This window comes from Paenibacillus monticola (assembly GCF_009664975.1).
Classification (GTDB): domain Bacteria; phylum Bacillota; class Bacilli; order Paenibacillales; family Paenibacillaceae; genus Paenibacillus_AQ; species Paenibacillus_AQ monticola.
Genome location: NZ_WJXB01000002.1, coordinates 306,406 through 322,212, shown reverse-complemented (window position 1 = coordinate 322,212; position 15,807 = coordinate 306,406). Strand labels below are relative to the sequence as shown.

Annotated in this window: 15 protein-coding genes; 13 read left to right on the top strand and 2 right to left on the bottom strand. The window is 46.3% G+C overall.

Annotated features, from left to right (window positions below):
* The first annotated feature begins 114 nt into the window (after positions 1 to 114).
* From GJB61_RS05920 to GJB61_RS05910, 3 genes are all read left to right on the top strand, one after another.
* A complete protein-coding gene (locus tag GJB61_RS05920; RefSeq protein WP_154117547.1) occupies positions 115 to 711 on the top strand; it encodes a hypothetical protein in 597 nt (198 codons plus the stop codon).
* A 364-nt stretch (positions 712 to 1,075) separates the two neighbouring features.
* Positions 1,076 to 2,488: an NADP-dependent phosphogluconate dehydrogenase gene (gene gndA, locus GJB61_RS05915; RefSeq protein WP_154117546.1), complete on the top strand. Its 1,413-nt coding sequence runs from the start codon at positions 1,076 to 1,078 to the stop codon at positions 2,486 to 2,488.
* Positions 2,489 to 2,624: 136 nt separating this feature from the next.
* Entirely contained in the window at positions 2,625 to 3,173 is a 549-nt protein-coding gene (locus tag GJB61_RS05910; RefSeq protein ID WP_229521498.1) for a shikimate kinase, read from the top strand.
* 26 nt (positions 3,174 to 3,199) lie between these two features.
* On the opposite strand, the gene GJB61_RS05905 is transcribed toward GJB61_RS05910, so the two are convergent.
* Complete coding sequence (locus GJB61_RS05905) at positions 3,200 to 3,511, bottom strand: rhodanese-like domain-containing protein (protein WP_154117545.1); 312 nt, start codon at positions 3,509 to 3,511, stop codon at positions 3,200 to 3,202.
* 151 nt (positions 3,512 to 3,662) lie between these two features.
* On the opposite strand from GJB61_RS05905, the gene aroA reads away from it, so the two are divergent.
* The 7 genes from aroA to GJB61_RS05870 all read left to right on the top strand — a co-directional run bounded on the left by aroA (position 3,663) and on the right by GJB61_RS05870 (position 12,440).
* The gene (gene aroA, locus GJB61_RS05900; RefSeq protein ID WP_154117544.1) at positions 3,663 to 4,955 is read left to right on the top strand and encodes a 3-phosphoshikimate 1-carboxyvinyltransferase; all 1,293 of its coding nucleotides are present in this window, start codon (positions 3,663 to 3,665) and stop codon (positions 4,953 to 4,955) included.
* Between the two features lie 36 nt (positions 4,956 to 4,991).
* Positions 4,992 to 5,426, top strand: coding sequence for a CoA-binding protein (locus GJB61_RS05895; protein ID WP_154117543.1), 435 nt, complete (start codon positions 4,992 to 4,994; stop codon positions 5,424 to 5,426).
* 165 nt (positions 5,427 to 5,591) lie between these two features.
* Positions 5,592 to 6,266, top strand: a complete 675-nt coding sequence (locus GJB61_RS05890) for a hypothetical protein (protein WP_154117542.1) — start codon at positions 5,592 to 5,594, stop codon at positions 6,264 to 6,266.
* 384 nt (positions 6,267 to 6,650) lie between these two features.
* Positions 6,651 to 8,537, top strand: coding sequence for a glucose PTS transporter subunit IIA (locus GJB61_RS05885; RefSeq protein ID WP_154117541.1), 1,887 nt, complete (start codon positions 6,651 to 6,653; stop codon positions 8,535 to 8,537).
* Complete coding sequence (gene ptsP / locus GJB61_RS05880) at positions 8,534 to 10,300, top strand: phosphoenolpyruvate--protein phosphotransferase (RefSeq protein WP_154117540.1); 1,767 nt, start codon at positions 8,534 to 8,536, stop codon at positions 10,298 to 10,300. The genes GJB61_RS05885 and ptsP overlap by 4 nt, the downstream gene beginning before the upstream one ends.
* Before the next feature lie 195 nt (positions 10,301 to 10,495).
* The gene (locus tag GJB61_RS05875) at positions 10,496 to 11,023 is read left to right on the top strand and encodes a sigma-70 family RNA polymerase sigma factor (RefSeq protein ID WP_154117539.1); all 528 of its coding nucleotides are present in this window, start codon (positions 10,496 to 10,498) and stop codon (positions 11,021 to 11,023) included.
* Positions 11,016 to 12,440, top strand: a complete 1,425-nt coding sequence (locus GJB61_RS05870; RefSeq protein WP_154117538.1) for a hypothetical protein — start codon at positions 11,016 to 11,018, stop codon at positions 12,438 to 12,440. The genes GJB61_RS05875 and GJB61_RS05870 overlap by 8 nt, the downstream gene beginning before the upstream one ends.
* Positions 12,441 to 12,546: 106 nt before the next feature.
* Here the strand turns inward: GJB61_RS05870 and GJB61_RS05865 are convergent, their stop codons facing one another.
* The gene (locus GJB61_RS05865) at positions 12,547 to 13,071 is read right to left on the bottom strand and encodes a type 1 glutamine amidotransferase domain-containing protein (RefSeq protein WP_154117537.1); all 525 of its coding nucleotides are present in this window, start codon (positions 13,069 to 13,071) and stop codon (positions 12,547 to 12,549) included.
* A gap of 225 nt (positions 13,072 to 13,296) precedes the next feature.
* Here GJB61_RS05865 and GJB61_RS05860 point away from each other — a divergent pair, with 225 nt between their 5' ends.
* From GJB61_RS05860 to GJB61_RS05850, 3 genes are all read left to right on the top strand, one after another.
* The gene (locus GJB61_RS05860; RefSeq protein WP_229521497.1) at positions 13,297 to 13,728 is read left to right on the top strand and encodes a hypothetical protein; all 432 of its coding nucleotides are present in this window, start codon (positions 13,297 to 13,299) and stop codon (positions 13,726 to 13,728) included.
* A gap of 284 nt (positions 13,729 to 14,012) precedes the next feature.
* A complete protein-coding gene (gene ccpA, locus GJB61_RS05855; RefSeq protein WP_154117535.1) occupies positions 14,013 to 15,023 on the top strand; it encodes a catabolite control protein A in 1,011 nt (336 codons plus the stop codon).
* An 88-nt stretch (positions 15,024 to 15,111) separates the two neighbouring features.
* The gene (locus GJB61_RS05850; RefSeq protein WP_154117534.1) at positions 15,112 to 15,807 is read left to right on the top strand and encodes a 5'-methylthioadenosine/adenosylhomocysteine nucleosidase; all 696 of its coding nucleotides are present in this window, start codon (positions 15,112 to 15,114) and stop codon (positions 15,805 to 15,807) included.

Sequence of the window (15,807 nt, the reverse complement as noted above, 5' to 3'; positions counted from 1 at the left end):
GCGTAAGACGAACGCGAAATTAATTCATTTCTAGTGGAGGTCCTGCGGACAGTATCACTCTAAGTTTAAGCGAAGCTGGCTCATGCTGGCGTATAGCTGTGAGGGGGGATTGCCTTGAACAAAAACGATGAGGTTGAGTATTGTAATCTGGAATTACGCTTTGATAGACAGCATATTCAGGACCTTATAAAAGATTTGATCCAAGAAGGCTATTCCCTTTACTGGAGCGAGAACGAAAGTATCTTTGTTATTTCGGTACGTACCGGCCGCAAGCTGGTGAAGCTGCGCTTTCAACGGATCAAGGATGGTTATAAGCTGGTGGGGGACTATATGATCCGCGATGCACGCCTTTCCGAATGGATGGAGAAATTGATCGGTGACATGCGCGGACACGCCATCGTTAAGCGTTTTCGTGACCGCCAGATTATTATTGAGAACATTTTATTCGGTGAAGTGATTCGTCTGGTAGAGATATCAGGGTATCAACAGCGTGTGCTGTATCAGAAGGGGCCGTTGCTTTCGGATCTGGAGCTAACGAAGCTCTACTACTCTGTAGAGGGAGAGGAACGAATTCTCCAATGTAGGGTGGATGTTGACGAACAGCTGGATCGGCTGAATGAGGCACTGAAGGTGAAGGATCAGGTGCTTGTAGATGAATGTACAAGAAAGCTTACCTTTTTGACTAAAGAATTAGGTATGCTGGAATGGTGAGATAATGGGCAATAGACGCAATCAGAGGCACCCTGAAAAATTAGGGTGTCTTAGTTTTGAGACAAAATTTACTCGCAGGGGTTCACTTCTGCTGCTAAATACGTTAATATAGTCATTGTGATACAATCTTCTTGACTTTTAGGTGTTTGTCAATGAAATTGATCTCATTTTGCAGTCTGACTTTGCTGTCTCTGACAAAGGGTGGTATTCTTAAATATAAGCAAGTATAAGCCTATGTCATACTTAGCTTATATTTTGACGAGAAACGGGTATCGTCCCCGGTAAAGGACGGTGAAGCCGTTTCTTCTTGTGCTGCGAGAAATGGATTTCACAAAAATATAGGGTGCAAAGGGTGGAGGACCAGATGGCAAAACAACAAATCGGCGTCATTGGCTTAGCGGTAATGGGCAAGAATTTGGCTCTGAATATCGAGAGCAAAGGCTTTAGCGTTTCAGTATTTAACCGTTCCCCGGAGAAGACACATGATCTTCTTGGCGAAGCGAAAGGTAAGAACCTCACGGGTGCTTTTACCATCGAGGAATTTGTTGAATCACTTGAAACACCGCGTAAAATCCTGATCATGGTTCAAGCGGGTAAAGCAACCGACTCAACGATCGAACAGCTTCTGCCGTTTCTAGATCAAGGTGATATTATTATCGATGGGGGTAACGCCTACTTCCCTGATACGGTTCGTCGCAGCAAAGATCTGGAAGATCAAGGCTTCCGTTTCATCGGTACCGGTGTTTCCGGTGGTGAAGAAGGAGCACTTAAAGGACCTTCTATTATGCCAGGTGGTCAAGAAAGCGCGTATAAGCTTGTAGAACCAATTCTTACGGCGATCTCGGCCAAAGTGGACGGAGAGCCTTGCTGTACATATATCGGACCTGACGGTGCGGGCCACTACGTTAAAATGGTGCACAACGGCATCGAGTATGGCGACATGCAACTGATCTGCGAAGCTTATCAATTGCTCAAGGATGTACTTGGTCTTGATGCTAAAGAACTTCATGATATCTTTGAAGAGTGGAACAAAGGCGAACTCGATAGCTATTTGATCGAGATTACTACAGATATTTTTGCACAATATGATAAAGAAACCGGCAAACCTATGGTTGACGTCATTCTGGATTCTGCAGGTCAAAAAGGGACCGGCAAATGGACAAGCCAAAGCTCGCTTGATCTTGGCGTGCCTTTGTCCATGATTACCGAATCCGTATTCTCACGTTTCCTGTCTGCTATGAAGGATGAGCGCGTAGAAGCAAGTAAAGTTCTGAACGGTCCGACTAACGAGCCATTCCAGGGCGACAAAGCTGAATTTATCGAGAACGTGCGTAAAGCATTGTTCGCGAGCAAAATCGTATCCTATGCGCAAGGCTTCGCACAGCTTCGTGTAGCTTCCGACGAATACGGCTGGAATCTTAAATATGGTGAGCTGGCTAAAATCTGGCGCGGTGGCTGTATTATCCGTTCCCGTTTCCTGCAGAACATCACGGATGCTTATGCGAACAATGCAGAGCTGAAGAACCTGCTGCTCGATCCGTTCTTTAATGACATCATGGGTTCTTACCAAACCGCATGGCGTAAAGTAATTGCCTCAGCTGTAACACTTGGTGTTCCAGTACCAGGCTTTGCAAGTGCTTTGGCCTACTATGACAGCTACCGTACAGCACGTCTGCCAGCGAACCTGCTACAGGCACAACGTGATTATTTCGGAGCTCACACCTTTAAACGTGTGGACAAAGAAGGCGTCTTCCACCACAACTGGTTGGCAGAGTAACAGTAAATTCATATATTTTGAGATAGCCGCAATCAGCGGCCCGGAAGGCTCCGTGAGAAATAGCGGGCTTTTCGGGTCTTTTTGTTTTTTTGACCCTGTGTTATGATATGACAAATGTCGCGGTTGGAGGGTAGTCATGGCTGGGGATACAGAAGAATTGGAAAGTATGAGCAACATAACCGGGAATAAGAATATCATCTTGGTAGGTATGATGGCTACAGGCAAGACGACAGTTGGTGCTCTTTTGGCTGAAGAATTGGGCTATGATCTGGTCGACGTGGATCAGGTTATTGTTGAGACTGAAGGCAGGAGTATTGCTGAAATCTTCGCAGATGAGGGTGAAGAATACTTCAGGAGTGTAGAATCAAATATACTGAAACGTGTCTTGCAGGCCGAGCGAAGAGTGATTTCGACAGGTGGTGGCGCAGTATTGGCACCGGGGAATACTTCATTAATGCTGGATAAGGGTCTTGTAGTTGCTTTAACAGCAGCGATCGAAGAGATTATTGCCCGTGTTAGCGTAGATCACAACCGGCCGCTGCTCGCCGGCAACGCGGAAGAACGGGTCAGACACATTATGGAGTCTAGGCGTGAGGCTTACCGTTTCGCGCATTGCACGGTCGATACAACGGGACTAAGTGCGGCACAAGTGTCGCAACATATTTTACTGCATTACCGCGGTTGAGCTTTTAAGTGCATCCGCATGTTATGCTAATCTTCCAGAGTTTCATTCCATTCAATCATTCCGCCGCTTAAGTTAGTGGCTGTGTTATAACCGAACTGCTGCAAATATTCACAGACACGCTGGCTTCGGGCACCGGAGCGGCAAATGAAGATAACCTCGGCATCTGCCGGAATATCCTCAGTACGTTGCGGGATTTCACCCATAGGAATATGCTGTGCACCGGGGATCATTCCCAGGGCGACTTCTTCATCTTCACGAACGTCGATCAGGATAAGGTTCTCGCCTGTCTCGAGACGTAGACGCAGTTCCTGCGCTGTGATTTGGGGGATATCATTCATGGTTGTGACCTCTTTTCCTCAGCAGAATGCTCTAATGATAACACATGTGCAGAATACCCTGTCAAACGAAGCTCTACATATACAGAACGAATATGAGAATACAGATCAGATTTACTGCTGCAGACTATAAGTACTAAGGAGAGTTTATATTATGGACGTTATTGTTAGGCCGACACCAGTACTGCAAGGAGAATTTGGAGCCCTCTCTTCCAAAAATTATACAACGCGCTATCTGCTCGTTGCTGCCTTATCTGAAGGAGTCAGCACGATCTATCACCCGGCTCATAGTGAGGACAGTGATGCCATCCGCCGATGTATAGCGGATCTTGGAGCGGTGCTTACTGAAGATGACGAGAAAATCGTTATTCAAGGTTTCGGACGCCATCCTCGTGATGTAAAGGAATTGAATGTAGGCAATGCAGGCGCGGTTCTACGGTTTCTGATGGCTGTGGCCGCCCTTAGTCCTGAGGTTACGTTCGTGAATACATACCCGGACTCTTTGGGTAAACGGCCGCATGATGACCTGATTACAGCACTGGGTCAGCTTGGAGTGGAAGTGGAGCATAATGTTGGACGTTTGCCGATCACCATCCGAGGCGGTAATCCGACAGGGGGACGAATCACAGTTTCAGGCGCGGTTAGCTCTCAGTATCTTAGTGCTTTACTTTTTCTAACACCCTTGCTGCAGGAGGATAGTGAGATCATCGTTCTTGATGACCTGAAGTCGAAGGTAGTTGTAGGCCAGACATTGGAGGTGCTGGAGCAGGCGGGAATCGTGGTTTACGCCGCTGACGATTATATGTCCTTCAAGGTACCTGGACGCCAAACCTATGCTGCCAAGTCCTATACGGTACAGGGTGATTATCCAGGTTCTGCGGCTGTGCTTGCGGCAGCAGCAGTTACGAAGTCGGATGTGAAGATTCACCGCCTGGCCGAGCATAGCAAGCAGGGAGAAAAAGCGATTGTCGATGTGCTGCGTATGATGGAAGTACCGCTCACCCATCAGGAAGGCACGGTTCATGTGCAGGGGAACGGCAAACTGAAGGCGGTTGAGTTTGACGGAGATGCGGCAACCGATGCGGTATTGGCCATGGTAGCTGCAGCTGTATTTGCCGAAGGAACGTCGCGCTTCTATAATGTGGAGAACCTGCGCTATAAGGAATGCGACCGCATTACCGATTACTTGGCGGAGCTGACTCGTGCAGGGGCCAATGTAGAAGAGCGTCGTGACGAGATTATTGTCCATGGCATGCCGGAGGGCGTTGAAGGTGGTGTTACGATTAATGCACATTATGATCATCGCGTGATTATGGCATTGACCGTTGTGGGTTTGCGCGCCCGGCAACCGTTGGTTATCAAGGACGCTCACCATGTTGCGAAGTCGTACCCACAATTTTTTGACCACTTGCGTGCGCTTGGCGCGAATGTAGAATGGGTAGAATAACAGTACAAATACAATTTAAGGGAAGGTGTTGTTAATATGAGCTTTGAGAACCCTACTCGGGAGCAGATCGGCGATATTCTCGCCTCAGCCGGTAACATCGCAGTTGTAGGTTTGTCCGATAAAACGGACCGCACCTCTTATATGGTCGCAGGTGCTATGCAAAGCCGCGGCTACCGCATCATACCGGTTAATCCAACGGTAGATGGGGATATTCTGGGTGAGAAATGCTATCACACATTAGCAGAAATACCAGAACCGGTTGATATCGTCAACGTGTTCCGCCGCAGTGAATTCTGTGCAGAGGTTGCTCAGGAAGCGGCTGATATCGGTGCACGTGTATTGTGGCTGCAGCAGGGGGTTATCAGCCAGGAAGCCGCTGATATTGCTGCTGAACACGGCATGATTGCGATTATGGACCGCTGCATCAAGGTCGAAGAAGCCATCACCATGCACGGGCGAAGCCGGGCGTGAGAGGTGTAAACTATGATGGAGATGGATCTGCATGAAATCTCCATAAGTAGTTGTAGAAATGATCCATGGCGAATGATATACTTTTGCCAGACGAAGAACGTCCTTGATCGCATGCCTACATTGCGGTTGAGGGCGTTTTTTTTATTTTAAGGGAGGGAATAGGCTTTGGAATTCGATGAAGCACACAACCTATGTATCGAGCAGCATTCGCAGACAAGAACGGGCGAGCGAAAGGGAAGATTACTGAGAGGCCATAATTTCGCTGAGAAGCTCTTCTTGCAGAAAGTTTGGTGGCCGTTATTTGAGTCGCTAGAGCATCTGCATCCGGAATATGAAATATACGACTGGAATCGTAAATCGCAATTTTTGGATTTTGCCTACCTACCGCAGAATGGGGGGCGCTTTGGGATTGAATGCGATGGTTATCAGAGCCATGTGAAAGATATGGACCGTGAGAAATTTAGCTATGCGCTGAATCGGGATACCTTTCTTACAGGCATGGGTTGGCGAATGCTGCATTTTTCTTTTGACGATATTCAGCAACGCCCCGAGGTATGCCGGATGCTGTTGCAGCTGGTATTAGCTCCTTATTTAGCGCGCAAGTCAACGGGTGTCGATCTATTATCATTGTCAGGTGAAAAAGAAGTTCTGCGTTTGGCTTGGCGTCTAGGAAGGGCGATTCGACCTAAGGATGTAGCAGATCATTTTAGTATTAACTTCCGGACAGCCCGCAAATTGCTGCATTCCCTTTGCAAGAAGGGACTTCTGAAACCGGTAAATATAGGAGAGAGGGTGAGATTTTACGAGGTGATGGTGATGCAGCCAGGTCAAACATGGTGATGATGCTGTCGTGAGAGTTGGGAATGAAAAATAAGTTAAATGCACTTCATACAACTAAATTTCAGAAAAAGGATGACTAATTTATTTTAATTGTATTTGATACATTTAAAATATGCCCAAGATAGCTCAAGAGGTAAATTCTTGATTTTTAACTGTATGGAGTGCAACTATTTTACTTTTATTGCTATACAGAAGACTTTTAACTGTACATAATACACTTAACTTTAAGGTATCAAGGAAAATAAGTAGGAGAAGACAGTATAATTGTCATAGCTCAAGAAGAGAATGGTTTTTGAAAATGAACTATTTATTCTTGTCATATTCTTTTGACAAAAACTCCCGCAGCGCTTACCATTCAATATAGTATGAAAGGAGAGGGTCACCTTGAATTGGCTCGGATCATTGCAGCAGTTGGGCAGAGCCATTATGCTTCCTACCATGGTATTGCCAGCGGCAGCCATTCTGCTAAGTCTGGGCAGCTTACCGTGGTCTGCATGGGGACTTTCTTCGGTATCCGAAGTGGCAACTTACGCGGGGCAGGGTATTTTTTACTTTATGCCTTATTTGTTCGCGGTCGGGGTAGCATGGGGATTGTCCAATCAGGCCGGACCGGCTGGACTTGCAGCATTGGCAGGGATGTTCACTTACGATCGGATCGTTACCAATATGGGAGACGGACATATCCAGCCTGCGACTTTAATAGGTATTATGCTCGGAATAGTCGCTGGTGTTGCTCATAACCGATTTAAACATATCAAGCTTCCGGAGGCGATCCAGTTTTTTGGAGGGTCTCGTTTTGTTTTGCTATTTATGGGCTTGTTTTCGGCGCTGTTTGCCTGGATAATGCTGGGTGTGGCACCGCTGCTGCAGAACGTTTTGGATGTCCTGTTTCAGGACATTTTATTGACAGGTGGGTTTGGTGTTTTTGTATATGGGGTATTGTACAGAGTGTTGACCGCTTTTGGTCTGCATCACATTCTCAATAATGTATTTTGGTTTCAAATGGGTACCTTTACTACTCCTGATGGAAGTGCTGTTGTTCAGGGGGATTTGCCGCGTTTTTTTGCCGGAGACCCTACAGCGGGCATTTTTATGGCGGGGCTGTTTCCAATTATGATGTTTGCTCTGCCTGCAATTGCTTTTGCGATTATTCAGGAAGCACGCGAGGATTTGAAGCCAAAGATTAAAAAGACTTTTTTGCGTGCCGCATTAGTCTGCTTCCTGACTGGTGTCTCTGAACAGATTGAGTTTGCTTTCTTGTTCGCTTCACCGCCTTTATTCATTCTGCATACTGTAATGTCCGGTCTTGCCATGGTTCTGACTTACTCGTTGGGAATTCATCATGGGTTCTCCTATTCGGCTGGAGCGATTGATTTTTTTCTTAATCTGCACTTGTCACAGCGGGCTTGGCTGCTGATTCCGATTGGCATTGGCTACGGCATTATTTATTATAATCTGTTTCGCTGGGCAATCCGCCGCTTTCAGATACCGACACCAGGACGTGAAGAAGGATCTGAGCTTGGAGATTGGGCGGGTAATATTCCTTATCAGGCACCACTTGTGTTGGAGGCGCTTGGCGGGAAGGAAAATATTGTTCAGGTTCAGGCTTGTATTACCCGTCTGAGGCTTACCGTGCATAATGACCGTTTAATCGATACAGCTGCGCTTAAGGGACTGGGCTCTGCGGGGATTATTAAGCTTGGCGGAGGTAATGTACAGGTGGTATTTGGAACGTATTCGGAGCTGATCCGTGAGGAGATTAATAAGCTCTTGCTGCGGGACTTGCCGCAGGTACTGTTCAGCTCTCCCGTGCAAGGCAGAATGCTGCGGATTGAGGAAGTGCCGGATCATATTTTTGCTGCGAAGCTAGTGGGTGATGGTGTTGCCTTTCTACCGGAAAAAGGAGAACTTGTCTCCCCGGTATTCGGTAAGGTCATGCATGTGTACCCTACAATGCACGCCGTGGGCATCTCAACGCCTGAAGGGCTGGAAGTGCTTTTACATATAGGTATCGATACTTCGCAGCTTAAGGGGCCGTTTGAGGCGGTTGTGAAGGAAGGGGATAGTGTGGAGCCCGGACAGCTGCTCGTTAGATTTGACTTGGATTTCTTGCGTGAACATGCTGCCTCACTGGCGACACCGATGGTGATTACGAATCCTGACCGAGTAAAATCCTGGAGCTATGCTCCATTTAAAACTGTTAAAAAGGGGCAGTCATCTGTAATGTCTGTTGTATTACATGAAAGTAACGTTGGAGGGATTGAAGCATGATTCAAGGCATAGGCGCCTCAGCAGGTGTTGCCATCGGAAAGGCCTTTGTCTTGCCGAATTGGGAATGGAGTCTGCCGGATACACAAGTGAATGCTGTTGATCTGGCTAAGGAGTTTGAGCGTTTGTACGAAGGTATCCGCACCTCCAAAGACGAAATTGAATTTATCAAGCGGGAATTCAGGGAGATCGTGGGTCCGGAGGAATCAAGCATCTTTGACGCTCATCTGGCTATTCTGGATGATCCGGTGTTTATGAGTGAAATTCGGGGTATTATTGAGCGCCAGTACAAGGCTGCGGAAGTGGCTGTCAAGGAAGCAATAGATCACTTTGTGGCGATGTTCGATCTGCTGGACGATGAATATATGAAGGAGCGGGCGGTGGATATCAAGGATGTCGGCAACCGTCTGCTAAAGCATCTGCTAGGTGCACCGGAGGTTATTTTACCATCCGATACACAGCCGTATATTCTGGTAGCGAAGGAGCTTTCTCCTTCCCAGTTAGCTCATTTGAACCCAGCTTATGTTCTTGGAATCGTGACTATGATGGGTGGGAAAACCTCTCATTCGTCTATAATGGCTCGAGCCCTAGGCATTCCACTTGTAGCAGGCCTTGAGAATAAGCTGGAGAATCCGATTCAGACCGGGGACATGCTCGTCCTGGACGGCGAGACTGGGGCAGTGCAACTGCATCCTGATGAGACAACAGTCATGAAATTTGCATCCATGCGTGATAAGCAGCATAAAAAGAGAGAACAGCTGGAACAACTCGCTACAGTGGAGGCCATCACCAAAGACGGGGTTGCCTTGAGACTGGTAGGCAATATCAGCTCGGTCAAGGAACTGAACTTGGCACAGAAGTATGGAGCGGAAGGTGTTGGACTGTTTCGTACGGAGTTTCTATATATGGATCGCAATACTTTTCCTACGGAAGAAGAGCAGTTTGAGGTGTACAAGCTCGTCGCTGAGAAGGTTGGCAGCAGCACCGTAGTTATCCGGACGCTCGACATTGGGGGAGACAAGCATCTGGATTATTTCCAGCTACCGGAGGAGCAGAACCCGTTCCTGGGCTATCGTGCTATCCGGATCAGCTTGGATCGTAAGGATATGTTCAAGACCCAACTGACCGCGATCGTGCGGGCCAGTGCATACGGTAATGTGAAGATGATGTTCCCGATGATTTCTTCTGTAGATGAAGTTCAGGCAGCTAAAGCAATGCTGGATGAGGTCAAGGAAGAGCTGGAACAGCGAGGTATTCCCTTTAATCGGGATATGCCTGTGGGGATCATGATCGAAGTTCCAGCAGCGGTTATGATTGCTGATCTTCTGGCTGAAGAAGTGGATTTTTTCAGTATTGGTACAAATGATTTGGTGCAATATGTACTGGCTGTAGACCGGATGAATGAACAAATCGCTCATATGTACCATCCCTATCATCCGGCAGTTTTACGAATGATCCGTATGACCGTTGAAGCAGCGCGGAATGCAGGAATCGATGTTAGTGTCTGCGGTGAAATGGCTGCCGATGAGCGTTCTTTGCCACTCTGGCTAGAGCTTGGAATTAGTGAGCTAAGTATGTCGCCACAGGCGCTGCTGAGAGTGAAACATCGCGCGCTGAACACTGTAGCTTCCGATGCCAGAAGAGTTGCAGTAGCTTGCTTCCGCAATCGTACAAGCTCTGAGACGGAAGAGCAGCTGGGTGCCTTTTCTCAGAGAAGTGGGGCTACGCTGGGTGCCAGCGGGGAGTCCAAGGAAAAAACTTCTTAAACTTCTAAACCGCAAAGAGTTCTTACAACATTCACATAAGAAGGCTCGGCACACTTGCCGGGCCTTTTGCATTTCTCACTAGTATTACAAATCATTACAAAAAAACAAAACCGTTTGCCTGTCAGCACAGTCAATAAATAGAGAATAAGAAAAGCTGGTTTGTTTCTGGAAGGAAGCAGGGAGGGCCAATAGGTAATGGACAATATTATAAGGGGCGAGGCGCTGCTTGCCAGCGAAGAGGAGCTCTTCTTCGAACGGGTATCGTTACAAAAAAGGAAACTGTATGGGATCGCCTACAGCTATCTTCGGAGTGAATCTGATGCACTGGAAGTTCTGCAGGAGGCTACCTGCAGAGCATGGATTAAACGCAAAAGCCTGAAAGACCCCGAGCGGTTTACTCCTTGGATCATTCGAATTGTGATCAATTGCTGCAATGATGAATTGAAACGCAGAAAGCGGAACGGAGCCACAGAGCCTGCTCGGTATGACAACGAAATGATGGAGATGAGAAGTGACCTCAGACTGGATATGGAAAAGGCATTAGAAGGAGTTAAACCGAAGTATCGCCAGGTACTTGTATTGAAGTATTACAGGGATATGACTGTGGTTGAAATTGCCGAGGTACTTACTAAACCAGAGGGTACAATCAAGACCTGGCTGAACAAAGGTTTGAAGCAGCTGAGGAACAAGATGAAAGGGAAGGGGGATCTGTATCATGGTTGAACCAGATGTGAATCCGCTTAAGGAACATCTCCAGTATATTTCAGTTGAAGCTGAAAAAGTACTGGATGTACAGCTGGATACAGCCATCCGCCGCGGCATTGAGCAAGGTCAACGCAGGCGGATTTCCCAACACAGGGGATCTGTTGTAATGCTGTTAGCAGCTTTAGCAGTAGCTTTATTCATTATTGTTCCTTGGGCTTACCAAAATGCGAAACCCGAAAGAGCGCAGCTCCCTCCGAAGAGCTGGGGAGAATTGGAGCTATTTCGTCCAATTGTCGAAAATAATATGACCCTGAAATCGGCGCTTGATATGGGACTAGTAACGCAAGTGAAAAGTTCATCGCCGGAAGTTAAGGGGTTTCAGTGGACAATTAACGGTGTGCTCACAGATCGCCGAGGAATGTTTGTGCTATACACCGTACAGAACAATACTCAGCAAAAGAAGCATATTCAGGCGCTCCATTTCACAGATACTCCTGAAATTAATAAGAACGGAGGATACGGTGCTTCAGGAAGCTATTCTGAGGAGGATGGCTCACCTGGAGTGACACTTAGGTATGCACAAATCACTTGGAACGACTATCTTGAAAAACTGCCGAAGGAGCTGGCAATGACGTTAACCCTCGTCCCTGACTCTGGCACAGCCACAGCCACAGCCACAAGCGTAAATAATACAATTGAACTGAACACGGTTATTAAACTGGATCAAGTTGATAGTTATTTCGAAGGGCAGATCGTTGAACTACAGAAGAGTATGTCCATTGCAGGTCAAAAGATCAACATAAACAAAGCATATATAGGGCCGACAGGGATTTATGTGGAGGGAGACTATGACGGCAGAAATACCATGAAAATATTTGATGTGATAAAACCAAGATTGTTACTGGGCAAAGGAAAAGATCAATCAGAGGTCTACAGCTTTGCCGGACCTTCGATGAATGGAGCGATAACAAATGTGTATCACAATGATAACAGACAACCGGATGCTCCCATCCGACTTATAATTGATGGAATCGCTGCCCTGGACAAATCAAAGCAGGAATTTGTTATTGATACTGAGAAGTTGGAGCTGATTAAAGCACCCGATGAAAGGCTGAGTATTTCCCCTCAGATGTCAGTTGCTGTTCCTGGAGAACTGATTCTTACTTATTTCCAACCTCGCGAGGACACAGGCGAATCTGCTCACAACGCAGTAGTTATTTATAACAATTTTACAGATGGGGAGGGGAGTGGACACTTCATGGACAGTAGTAAAGGAACAACATCATACCTTGCTGCCACGCGTGAACAGGCAAATGGGACTTCCATAGATTATTATTTTAAATATCCTACGGAGTCTTTGCCGCAGCCGCTAACATTTAAACTAGAAGGCCATCCAAAGGATGTTCTGGAAGCAGGCTCTCTTCAGATCAGGTAACAGGCAGGATTATTATTAAATATCAAAAAAAGCCTCTCTTGTCTCACGCGAATACCGTGATCTCAAGAGAGGCTCTTTTCCACATTAATAAATATTGTATCGGTACTTATTCCCCCGCAAGAGCATCGCAGAAGGCTTTGCCATAAGGCGGGAGATCCGGTGGGCGGCGGGCAGAGATAATGTGTCCATCTGTGACGACGGCTTCGTCTTTCCAGATCGCTCCGGCATTTTCCATATCATCACGGATACCAGGAGTGGAGGTAACAGTAACACCCTCCAATATTTTGGCGGAAATCAGCACCCATCCTGCGTGGCAGATTTGGCCGATAGGTTTCTTGGCCGTATTGAAATCCTGCACCAGCTTCAGTACTGCGCTATAGCGGCGAATTTTATCAGGCGCCCATCCACCAGGAACTAAGATGCCATCATAATCTGCGGCATTAAGCTCATCCCACGAATACTCTGCCTTGGCGGGTACACCGTATTTACCTACATAAGTTTTATCTTTTTCGAGTCCTGCCAGATGAACCTCGGCACCTTCTTCTCTAACCCGGTACACGGGGTACCAGAGCTCCAAATCCTCAAATTCATCGTCTACGAGTGCGATGACCTTTTTGCCGGCTAGTCTCATCCTGTGCAACTCCCTTCGATTAACAACATTTTTTCATTGTATCAAATTTAAAATATGAAGTCATCCTTGGGAAAATAATGCTTTGAATTTTTGGTAAATAAATCATTTTATGCAAATGGGAAGGGTTTTAAAGAGGAGAGGTCGAATATAGCCCTTGAAAAGGCTAGCTAACGAATACTAATAAATATCATGCTTGAGGTGTGAGAAATGAATAGAGAAAATTTAATGAAGAAGTCATGTGATTGCGGTGGTGTCATGACCATACATATACATACGCTGATCTATAGCACAAGAGTGAGAATTAATCATGTTCCGGTATACACTTGCCAGGAGTGTGCTCGTTATGAACCACTGCCTTGCATCAAACGAGATCTGGGGAAGTTAATTGGAGAACTAGAGGAGTCTTGGACAAGAAGGTCTGTTTCTTTTGCAGAAAGAAATGAATGGGCCAGTGTTCTGAAGGAAACTTTCTCCGGCTTTATTACAGGTGGTATTCCAGAACTCGACGAAGCCATTCGGAAGTCCATACAGGGCCGTATTGATTTATTACTTGATGTGTATAGGTTCGCAGGTGATTGTGCAGATCGGAAATGGATGGAAGACACAGGGAATAGACTGTCTCAGTTGACCTATCAATCCGCAGAAAGTGCCAAATGAAAGATTTTTCTGCAAAAACAATGAAAATCTTTCACGAATGTTGGATTTTTCACTCACTTTTTGTTACGATAGAAAGAAGATACAGTATTGTTGCAAAGAGGATGGAAACCATTGCTAGAATTGGAAACTAGAAATGGGCAAAACCTCGATTTCGGAGTACGACTTCAACCTTGAAAGAAATTTTGAAAGGAAAATGAAGCGTTATCATTGCACAATTGTACAAAGTGTCGTATCATAATTTTAATTAGACGAACGATAAAATTTATCGCAATGGAGAGAGTAATTTGACGGTAACCATTTACGATGTAGCTCGAGAAGCAGGCGTATCTATGGCTACGGTATCACGGGTTGTGAATAATAACCCGAACGTGAAACCGCAGACTCGGAAGAAAGTTTTTGAAGCGATTGAACGTTTGGGCTATCGTCCAAATGCCGTGGCGAGAGGACTCGCCAGTAAGAAAACGACAACCGTTGGGGTTGTCATTCCAGATATTTCAAACTCGATTTTTGCGGAAATTGCGCGTGGGATTGAAGATATCGCCAATATGTACCACTACAACATTATTTTGTGTAATGCCGATAAGCGTAAAGAGAAGGAAATTCGTGTTATTAATACTCTTTTGGAGAAACAGGTGGACGGGCTGCTCTTCATGGGCGGAACAGTAACGCAAGAGCATATTCAGGCTTTTCAGACTTCTTCAGTGCCAATTGTATTATGTGCTACAAGTGATGAACAGGGGAATTATCCTTCTGTTGATATCGATCACGAAACGGCTGCTTTTGATGCTGTGAATACATTGATTCGTCACGGCCACCGTGAGATCGCGATGATTAGCGGTACGTTGCAGGATCCTGCGAATGGCTATGCACGGTTCCATGGATACAAGAAAGCGCTTGAAGCGGCTGGAATTGAGTATCAAGAGGATCTGGTACGGATTGGTAACTATCGTTACGAATCCGGTGTTGAAGCTATGAAGTATTTCCTCGGTCTGAAGCATAAGCCGACAGCCATTTTTGCCGCAACAGATGAGATGGCGATTGGCGCTATCCATAGTATTCAGGATGAAGGTCTGAAGGTTCCGGATGATTTCTCAATTATTAGTGTGGATAACATTCGTATGGCTTCCATGGTTCGTCCGTTGCTTACTACTGTAGCACAGCCTATGTATGATTTGGGTGCGGTAGCCATGAGACTTTTGACGAAGCTGATGAAGAAAGAAACCGTTGAGAATCCGCGTGTTATTTTGCCGCATGAGACGATTCTGCGTTTGTCCGTAAATCATTTGAATAAGTAAGTGAGCATTTAATAAATGTTCGGCAGAAAGCTCCTTATGGAGCTTTTTATGCTTTTTATATAGTAAATAAATGGGGAGCGTTGTATATATGCCTGAAATTATTGGTTTGATAGGTGCGATGGATGAAGAAATCAGGCTGCTGCTGGAGGGGATGGAGGATAGGGAGACAGTGGTCAAAGCAGGAATCAATTATTATACCGGAACCCTATTCGGCAAGTCTGTTGTGCTCTGCAAATGCGGGGTGGGTAAAGTGAATGCGGCGGTAACCACACAAATTCTGCTCGACACGTTCGGGGCTTCCCAGGTACTATTCACGGGTGTTGCAGGAGCGGTGCACCCTGAATTAAACATCGGGGATATTGTCATATCGTCCAGCTGTATGCAGCATGATATGGACGTCACAGCACTTGGATATCCAAGAGGCATCATTCCTTATCAGGAGGTATCCTCATTTTGTGCAAATCCGGCTTTAGTGCTGCTCGCTGAGCAGGCTTGCGTAGAACTTAAACAGAAGTATTTGATCGGCAAGGTGCTCTCCGGGGATCAGTTTATCGCTAATGCTGATGTTGTTGCCGAACTAAAAGAACAGTTGGATGGAGCCTGTGCCGAGATGGAAGGGGCGGCAGTTGCGCAGGTATGTTATATGTATGACACTCCTTTTGTGGTGATTCGTTCCATGTCAGACAAGGCAGATGGCTCTGCACATGTGAATTTCCGAGAATTTACAGTAGAAGCATCAGAGCGCTCTCATGCGATTTTGGAATACATGCTGAAGGCGTTGTAA

What these genes read in the sequence shown, in the direction of transcription:
- gndA (WP_154117546.1), top strand. Translation starts at nt 1,076, where the DNA reads ATGGCAAAACAACAAATCGGCGTCATTGGCTTAGCGGTAATGGGCAAG.
- GJB61_RS05910 (WP_229521498.1), top strand. Translation starts at nt 2,625, where the DNA reads ATGGCTGGGGATACAGAAGAATTGGAAAGTATGAGCAACATAACCGGG.
- GJB61_RS05905 (WP_154117545.1), bottom strand. Translation starts at nt 3,511, where the DNA reads ATGAATGATATCCCCCAAATCACAGCGCAGGAACTGCGTCTACGTCTC.
- aroA (WP_154117544.1), top strand. Translation starts at nt 3,663, where the DNA reads ATGGACGTTATTGTTAGGCCGACACCAGTACTGCAAGGAGAATTTGGA.
- GJB61_RS05895 (WP_154117543.1), top strand. Translation starts at nt 4,992, where the DNA reads ATGAGCTTTGAGAACCCTACTCGGGAGCAGATCGGCGATATTCTCGCC.
- ptsP (WP_154117540.1), top strand. Translation starts at nt 8,534, where the DNA reads ATGATTCAAGGCATAGGCGCCTCAGCAGGTGTTGCCATCGGAAAGGCC.
- GJB61_RS05875 (WP_154117539.1), top strand. Translation starts at nt 10,496, where the DNA reads ATGGACAATATTATAAGGGGCGAGGCGCTGCTTGCCAGCGAAGAGGAG.
- GJB61_RS05870 (WP_154117538.1), top strand. Translation starts at nt 11,016, where the DNA reads ATGGTTGAACCAGATGTGAATCCGCTTAAGGAACATCTCCAGTATATT.
- GJB61_RS05865 (WP_154117537.1), bottom strand. Translation starts at nt 13,071, where the DNA reads ATGAGACTAGCCGGCAAAAAGGTCATCGCACTCGTAGACGATGAATTT.
- GJB61_RS05860 (WP_229521497.1), top strand. Translation starts at nt 13,297, where the DNA reads ATGAAGAAGTCATGTGATTGCGGTGGTGTCATGACCATACATATACAT.
- GJB61_RS05850 (WP_154117534.1), top strand. Translation starts at nt 15,112, where the DNA reads ATGCCTGAAATTATTGGTTTGATAGGTGCGATGGATGAAGAAATCAGG.